The 6,326-nt window shown below is 75.6% G+C and carries 8 protein-coding genes; 3 read left to right on the top strand and 5 right to left on the bottom strand.

The features are described from left to right. Positions 1-29: 29 nt before the first annotated feature. From ACIWVC_RS03980 to ACIWVC_RS04000, 5 genes are all read right to left on the bottom strand, one after another. Positions 30-308 carry a hypothetical protein gene (locus ACIWVC_RS03980; protein WP_396448022.1) on the bottom strand — a complete coding sequence of 93 codons (279 nt, stop codon included), beginning with the start codon at positions 306-308 and terminating at the stop codon, positions 30-32. A 57-nt stretch (positions 309-365) separates the two neighbouring features. Continuing rightward, positions 366-1,436, bottom strand: a complete 1,071-nt coding sequence (locus ACIWVC_RS03985; RefSeq protein WP_396453801.1) for an MFS transporter — start codon at positions 1,434-1,436, stop codon at positions 366-368. A 117-nt stretch (positions 1,437-1,553) separates the two neighbouring features. Beyond that, positions 1,554-2,741 (bottom strand): CoA transferase, encoded by a 1,188-nt coding sequence (locus ACIWVC_RS03990; protein ID WP_396448020.1) that lies wholly within the window; start codon positions 2,739-2,741, stop codon positions 1,554-1,556. A 237-nt stretch (positions 2,742-2,978) separates the two neighbouring features. Next, positions 2,979-3,476 carry an SAV_6107 family HEPN domain-containing protein gene (locus tag ACIWVC_RS03995; protein ID WP_396448019.1) on the bottom strand — a complete coding sequence of 166 codons (498 nt, stop codon included), beginning with the start codon at positions 3,474-3,476 and terminating at the stop codon, positions 2,979-2,981. Positions 3,477-3,746: 270 nt separating this feature from the next. Next, positions 3,747-4,538: a peptidoglycan-binding protein gene (locus tag ACIWVC_RS04000; RefSeq protein WP_396453802.1), complete on the bottom strand. Its 792-nt coding sequence runs from the start codon at positions 4,536-4,538 to the stop codon at positions 3,747-3,749. Between the two features lie 23 nt (positions 4,539-4,561). Between ACIWVC_RS04000 and ACIWVC_RS04005 the strand changes: the two genes are divergently transcribed. From ACIWVC_RS04005 to ACIWVC_RS04015, 3 genes are read left to right on the top strand one after another with little or no spacing between them, the layout of a single operon-like run. After that, positions 4,562-5,026 carry a YbaK/EbsC family protein gene (locus ACIWVC_RS04005; protein ID WP_396448015.1) on the top strand — a complete coding sequence of 155 codons (465 nt, stop codon included), beginning with the start codon at positions 4,562-4,564 and terminating at the stop codon, positions 5,024-5,026. Then, entirely contained in the window at positions 5,026-5,376 is a 351-nt protein-coding gene (arsC, locus tag ACIWVC_RS04010; protein WP_396448014.1) for an arsenate reductase (glutaredoxin), read from the top strand. The genes ACIWVC_RS04005 and arsC overlap by 1 nt, the downstream gene beginning before the upstream one ends. A gap of 58 nt (positions 5,377-5,434) precedes the next feature. Further along, the gene (locus ACIWVC_RS04015) at positions 5,435-6,298 is read left to right on the top strand and encodes a hypothetical protein (protein WP_396453803.1); all 864 of its coding nucleotides are present in this window, start codon (positions 5,435-5,437) and stop codon (positions 6,296-6,298) included. The last annotated feature ends 28 nt before the right edge of the window (positions 6,299-6,326 follow it).

The raw sequence follows: 6,326 nt of genomic DNA on the forward strand, positions 1-6,326 counted from the left end.
GCGGCGCCGTCCAGCGCCGAGGCCGCTCGTCAGAGCGCCTCCACGGCGCGCCGCCCGTCCACGTCGCGCACGCGCGCGCCGGCGAGGCGCCGGCGCGGGGCCAGCAGGGCCAGGGGGAGGACGGCGGCCATGGCGGCGGCGCTCAGCGCGAAGCCGGCGGTGTAGCCGCCCTCGCCGGGGACCGCCACGATGACGACCGCGCTGATCTGCGTCCCGAGGGACGCGCCGACCGTGCGGACGAGGGTGTTGACGCCGGTCGCCACCCCGGTCGCGCCCGCGGGCACGGCGGCGACGACGAGGTTCGCCACGGCCGCGTAGGCGAAGCCCAGGCCGATGCCCCTGGCCAGGCCGCCGACGTAGAGCTGTCACATGGCGGCGTGCTGGAAGACCACGAACGCGTAGCCGAGGCCGGTCGTCAGCGCGCCGCCGAGCAGCACCAGGCGGGAGCCGATCCGCCGGTCGAGCAGGCCCGCCGCCATGCCCGCGGCGGTCATGCCGATGCTCGCGGGGAGCTGGAGGAGGGCCGCCTGGGTCGCGGTCCCGCCGAAGCCGTAGCCGGTGTCCCGCGGAAGCTGCACGAGCAGCGGGAACAGCAGGCCGCCCGCCATGAGCGCGTACCCGGACAGCAGGGACGCGGCGTTCGCCGTCCAGACGCCGCGCATGCGCATCACCCGCAGGTCGACCAGGGGCTCGGCGACGCGGCCCTCGACCCGCGCCCAGGCGCAGGCGGTCACGGCCGACAGCGCGAGCAGGCCGAGGACGCCCGGGGACGTCCAGCCCCAGTCCATGCCCTCGGTCAGCGCGGTGAGCGCGGCCACCAGCCAGGCGGCGAAGAGCGCGGCGCCCCACCAGTCGACCCCGACCGCCTTCTTCGGGGCCGGCCGCGGCACGATCCACCAGGCGAGGACCGCGCCGGGCACCAGCCCGATCACCGGCACCCAGAGCAGCCACCGCCAGCCGAGGAAGTCGATGATCGGCCCCGCCAGGCACCAGGAGACCGCCCCGCCGAGCCCGAGCATGGACGACATGAGGCCGACCGCGGACGCCGTCCGGGCGGGCGGCACGACGTCCCGGATGATCGTGTACGCGAGCGGGAAGACGCCGCCGCCGGCGCCGCTGAGCACCCGCCCCACCAGCATGACCGGGACGCTCGGGGCCAGCGCCGCGACGACCATGCCCGCGGCCGCGGTCACGAGCACGGCGAGCAGCACGCGGCGCGGCCCGTACAGGTCGCCCAGCCGCCCGACCACCGGCGTGGCGACCGCCGCGGACAGCGTCATCGCGGTGAGCGCCCACGCCGCGCCCGCCGGCGTGGTGTCCAGGCCGTCCTGGATCTGCGGCAGGGCGGGCGTCACCACGGCCATGGACAGCGAGTAGGCCATCACGCCGAGGAACGCCAGCAGCGGGACCAGCCCGCGGTCGCCCCGCGCCGCCACCGCACCTCCCGTACTTCGCAGCCCTAACATTCTCATATCGGGACAGAACGCCACCGCCCCGGCCCACCGTCTCGGGCCGGGACCGCGTCCCCCGCACGGCCGGGACTCCCCGCGGCGTCAGGGGGCCGCGATGGCGCCGATGCCGCGCAGAGCCTCGATGCGTTCCGGAGGCAGGTTCAGGACGTCCCGCAGGACCTCCTCCGTGTGCTCACCGAGCGTCGGCGCCGGTGCGGGAGGAAGGGAGGCGTCGCCGAGGCGGAGCGGGGAGCCGGGGGCCAGGTGGGGGCCGATGCCCGGCTGGTCGAGTTCGCCCATGAGGGGCTCGCGGTGCAGCGCGGCGGCCACTTCGGCGAAGTCGCGGTAGCGGGACCACAGGACGGACGTGCCCCCCAGGGCGTCCCCGACCTCGTCGCAGGTGCGGGACGCGAACCAGGGGGCCAGGACGCCGCCGAGGGCCTCGCGGCAGGCGAAGCGGTCGCCGGCGCGGCGGAAGTCGGCGCCGAGGGCGCGTTCGAGGGCGGCGCTCACCTCGGTGAGGCCCGTCGCCTCGACCAGGTCGCGCCAGTGGCGGGACGTGAGGACCGCCACCATCACGCGGCCGTCGGCGGTGGCGAAATCGCGCCCGAAATCGCCGAAGAGGTGGTTGCCCAGGCGCCGCCTGGGCTCGCCCAGCTGCGCCTCCGCGAGATAGCCCAGGTTGCCCGCGGTGGCGAGGGCGACGTCCTGCAGCGCGACGCGGATGCTCTGCCCCTCGCCGGTGCGCAGGCGGTGCCGCTCCGCCGCGAGGAGGCCGACGGCCAGGTAGAGGCCGCACGCCACGTCCCAGGCGGGCAGCGCGTGGTTGACCGGCGCGTCCCGGCCGGGCGGGCCCGTGATCGCGGGGAAGCCGGCGGCGGCGTTCACCGTGTAGTCGACGGCGTTGCCGCCGTCGCGGGTGCCCTGGAGCTGGACGTGGATCAGGTCGGGCCGGGCCGCCTTCAGCTCGTCGTAGCCGAGCCCCCGGCGCGGCGGCGCGTTGGTCAGGACGATGCCGCTCTCCGCGGCGAGCCCGGCGACCAGCTCGCGGCCCTCCGGGGAGCGCAGGTCGACGGTTACCGACCGCTTGCCCTTGTTCAGCCCGGCCCAGTACAGGCTCCGGCCGGACGGGGCGAGCGGCCACCGGTCGATGTCGGGGCCGCCGCCCACCTGGTCGACCCGGATGACGTCCGCGCCGAGCTGCGCGAGCGTCATCCCGCCCAGCGGCGTCGCGACGAAGCTGGACAGCTCCACCACGCGCATCCCGTCCAGCGGCAGCGTTCCCGTCATGCAGCGATGTCTATCAGGCGCCCGCCGCGCGTCCCGGGACGGGTCGGGAGAACCCGGGCGGGCGGGGATCGCGCCGGCGGGGCCGGCTCGGGGGGATTGCGGCCGCCGCCGGCGCGATCGTCCGGGGATCCGCCGGAAACCGGGGCGCCGCCCGCGGGTGGGGGCCCGCGGCGGCCGCCCCCGGTCTCCGGCGCGGCCGGTCCCGTGGGGAGGGTGGGGACGGGCCTCCGGTAACGGCTAGCTGGCCTCCGGGACGGGCAGGGTCGGCTGCCCGTCGATGCCGAGGGTGTCCTCGACGAGGGTGACGAAGACCTCGGCGTCGTGCACGAGCTCCTCCGCCTCGCGCGGGGTGACGGCGCGCGGCAGGCCCGCCTCGGCGGCGGCGCGCTTGTCGGCGCCGGCGGCGAAGAACGCGGCCCACTCGCGCAGGGCGGGCTCGGCCTCGGGCAGCAGCACCCACACGCTGCGCGGCCGGCCGCGGCGGTGGGTCTCCAGTGGCTCCTTGGACGCCAGCACCGCGGCGGCGGCGCGCAGCGCGGCCAGGTGGGCGCAGACGTAGCGGACGGCGGGCGAGGAGGCCTCGGCCGCCTCGGCGAGGCCCATGCGGGCGGCGTGCAGCTGGCCGACGGCCGTGTGCGCCGGGCGCGGCGCGGGCAGCGGGCGGTGGCGCGGGCTCGGCGGCGGGACGGACTGGGCGGCGGAGTGGACTCCGCGTGCGGTCATCGTTCCGGACATGTGTGCCTCCTTCCGGGCTCGGGCCGGCCGGGCGGAGAGCTTCCCCTCACTCCGCCCGGCCGTCCGTCCCGCCGAAACACCGCGATCGGCGGGGACGTCGCCCTGGCGCGGGCCGCGAGTCCCGCGCCAACGTCGAACATAAGTTCGACGCATTCACAGTAAACCGCCCTGACGGCGATTCGTCAACGTGTTCGAAGGTGTGTCGCCACCCGCAGGTCAGCGGGCATGACGGCAGTACAGCAGCGGGGTACGACAGTTCGCGGAGGCGTGCTAGCGGGGCCGCCTGACGTGCACGGGGACGTTCGTCCCGAGCAGGCCCGGGAAGTACTCGGCGATGTGCATCGGCATCCGGACGCAGCCGTGCGACGCCGGGTACTTCGGCACGTCCAGCGCGCCGTGGAAGGCGATGCCGCCGTTGAAGTAGATCGGGTTGTAGAGCCGCCCGAGGGGCGAGGTCTCCCAGCCGGTGAAGCGGCGACCCGTCCGGAAGTCGCCCGTGCCCGTGGTGGCGTAGCGGCACCGGGGGACGGTGGCGCCGCGGTCCTTGGCGCAGTAGTACTCCCCCGAACCGGACGAGATGTGCGAGATGAGGCGCGGGCTGCCGTCCTTGTAGAGGACGAGGTACTGCCGCTTCAGGTCGACGTCGACCCGGTTCTTCTCGCGCTTCTTGGCCACCGGGCGCGGTTCCTTAGGCGCGTCCAGGGCCTTCCAGAAGGACTTGCCCAAGGTGCTGGTCTGCTTCATGCGGTTGACCGCCTGGAACGCCCACACGGCCATCTGCGTGGACGGCCCGTACTTACCGTCGACCTTGCCGGGGTCGTAGTTGAGGTCCTTGAGGCGGCGCTGGAGCTCCTTGACGTCGTCGCCCTTCGCGCCCGGCTTCAGCTTGCGGTGCGTGGGCGTGGGGGTGGGCGTCGGCGTGGGCGTCGCCGGCGCCGTGGCGGCCGGCGTGCCCTCCTGTGCGCGGGGCGCCGCCTGCTCCGTCCCGTCGCAACCCGCAAGCGCTGCGGCCGCGACCAGCAGCACCGCGCCTTTCCGCACGTCGATCGGTATCCCGCGCATGGAGGAAGCTTAAAGTGCTTCCCATGCATCCGAATGCCGAAATCGTCGCGAAGGCCCTGCGGGACCAGGGCGCCACCGGGTCCATCATCGAACTCCCCGACTCCGCGCCGACCGCGCAGGCCGCCGCGGACCAGCTGGGCTGCGAGGTCGGCGCGATCGCCAACAGCCTGGTGTTCGACGCCGACGGGGTCCCGCTGCTGGTGATGACCAGCGGCGCGCACCGGGTGGACACCGCGAAGGTGGCGGCCTTCGTGGGCGCGGCGAAGGTGCGGCGCGCGACGCCGGAGTTCGTCCGGGAGGCGACCGGGCAGCCGATCGGGGGCGTGGCTCCGGTCGGCCACCCCGCGCCGATCCGTACGCTCGTGGACGTCTGGCTGAACAGGTACGACGAGGTCTGGGCGGCCGGCGGGCACCCGCACACCGTCTTCCCGACGTCGTACGAGGAACTGCTGAGGATCACCGGGGGGACCCCCGCGGAGGTGGAATGATGGAGATCTGGCACAACCCGCGCTGCTCGAAGAGCCGCGCCGCGAAGGCCGCGCTGGACGAGGCGGGCGTCGCCTACACCGAGCGCCGCTACCTGGACGAGCCGCCCACCGCGGCCGAGCTGGACGAGGTGCTCACCCGGATCGGCGCCGAGCCGTGGGACGTGGCGCGGCTGAACGAGCCGGTCGCCAAGGAGCTCGGCCTCAAGGACATGGAGCGCGACCGGGCGCGGTGGATCGAGGTCATGGTGGCGAACCCGGTGCTGATCCAGCGCCCGATCGTCGTGACCGGGGACGGCGCCGTCGTGGCCAGGGACGACGAATCGGTGCGCAAGGTACTCGACAGTCGGTGACGGCGGTGTGATTCTGGGGAGTCGGGAGACGTCGGCGACGGTGACCTCCGGAGGTGCGATGACCGCGCAGATGCGCACGGGTCCGGCGGCGCGCGACCCGGAGTTCCGGGGCATCGACCCGCCCGCGCTCGACCGGGTCATCAGGCAGCTGCAGGACGCGCAGAACGCGATCCGGGGCTGGCTCGACGCGCACCGTCCCCCGCCGGGGGTGCCGGCCGCGGGCTACCGGCAGGCCGACCAGGTGGCGCAGTGGGCCGCCGACCAGCTCGGGATGCTGTCGCGCCGCTACAACTACGCGATCACCCATCCCTCCCCCGGCGGCGGGGTCGACGCCCCGCCGCCGCCCGCGCCCGCGCCGCCGCCGGGCGACCCGCGCACCGATCCGGTCGGCACGCCCCGGCCCGCGCAGCCGCCGCCCCGCAGGACGGCGCCCGGTGGAACGCCGCCCGGACCGACGCCGCGGGGCGCCGGGGACATCGGCGACTTCCCCACGAGGCAGGCCGCCGCGAAGGCCGCCAAGACCGACGCCCTGGCCGTCGTGGCCGCCGTCCAGGACGGCGGGCCCGTCCCCGACGCGGTCTGGAAGCACCTCCGGGCCAACGCCGACGATCCCGACTACACGGAGAAACTGTACGAGCGGCTCGGCCCCGCGGCGGCCGCCGACCTGCTGAAGGCGGCCGGCGGGGACGAGGCGAGGCTGAAGGCCGTCCGGGAGTCGCTCGGTACGGCGAGCCACCACGTGGTGATGGACGCGAAGTGGCTGCGCGCCTTCCTCGCCGAGGCCGACCGCGCCGGAGTCCGCCCCGCCGCCGTCCGGGCGGTCACGGGCGCCGGCATGAGCGAGCGGACGCGCGCGGCGGCCGGCGGGCTCGGCCTGCGCGGACCGGACGCGGCCGGCCCGAGGCGGTTCCACGTCGCCTGATCCACGTCGCCTGATCCACGTCGCCTGA

It is taken from the genome of Actinomadura sp. (assembly GCF_044508335.1).
GTDB lineage: Bacteria > Actinomycetota > Actinomycetes > Streptosporangiales > Streptosporangiaceae > Spirillospora.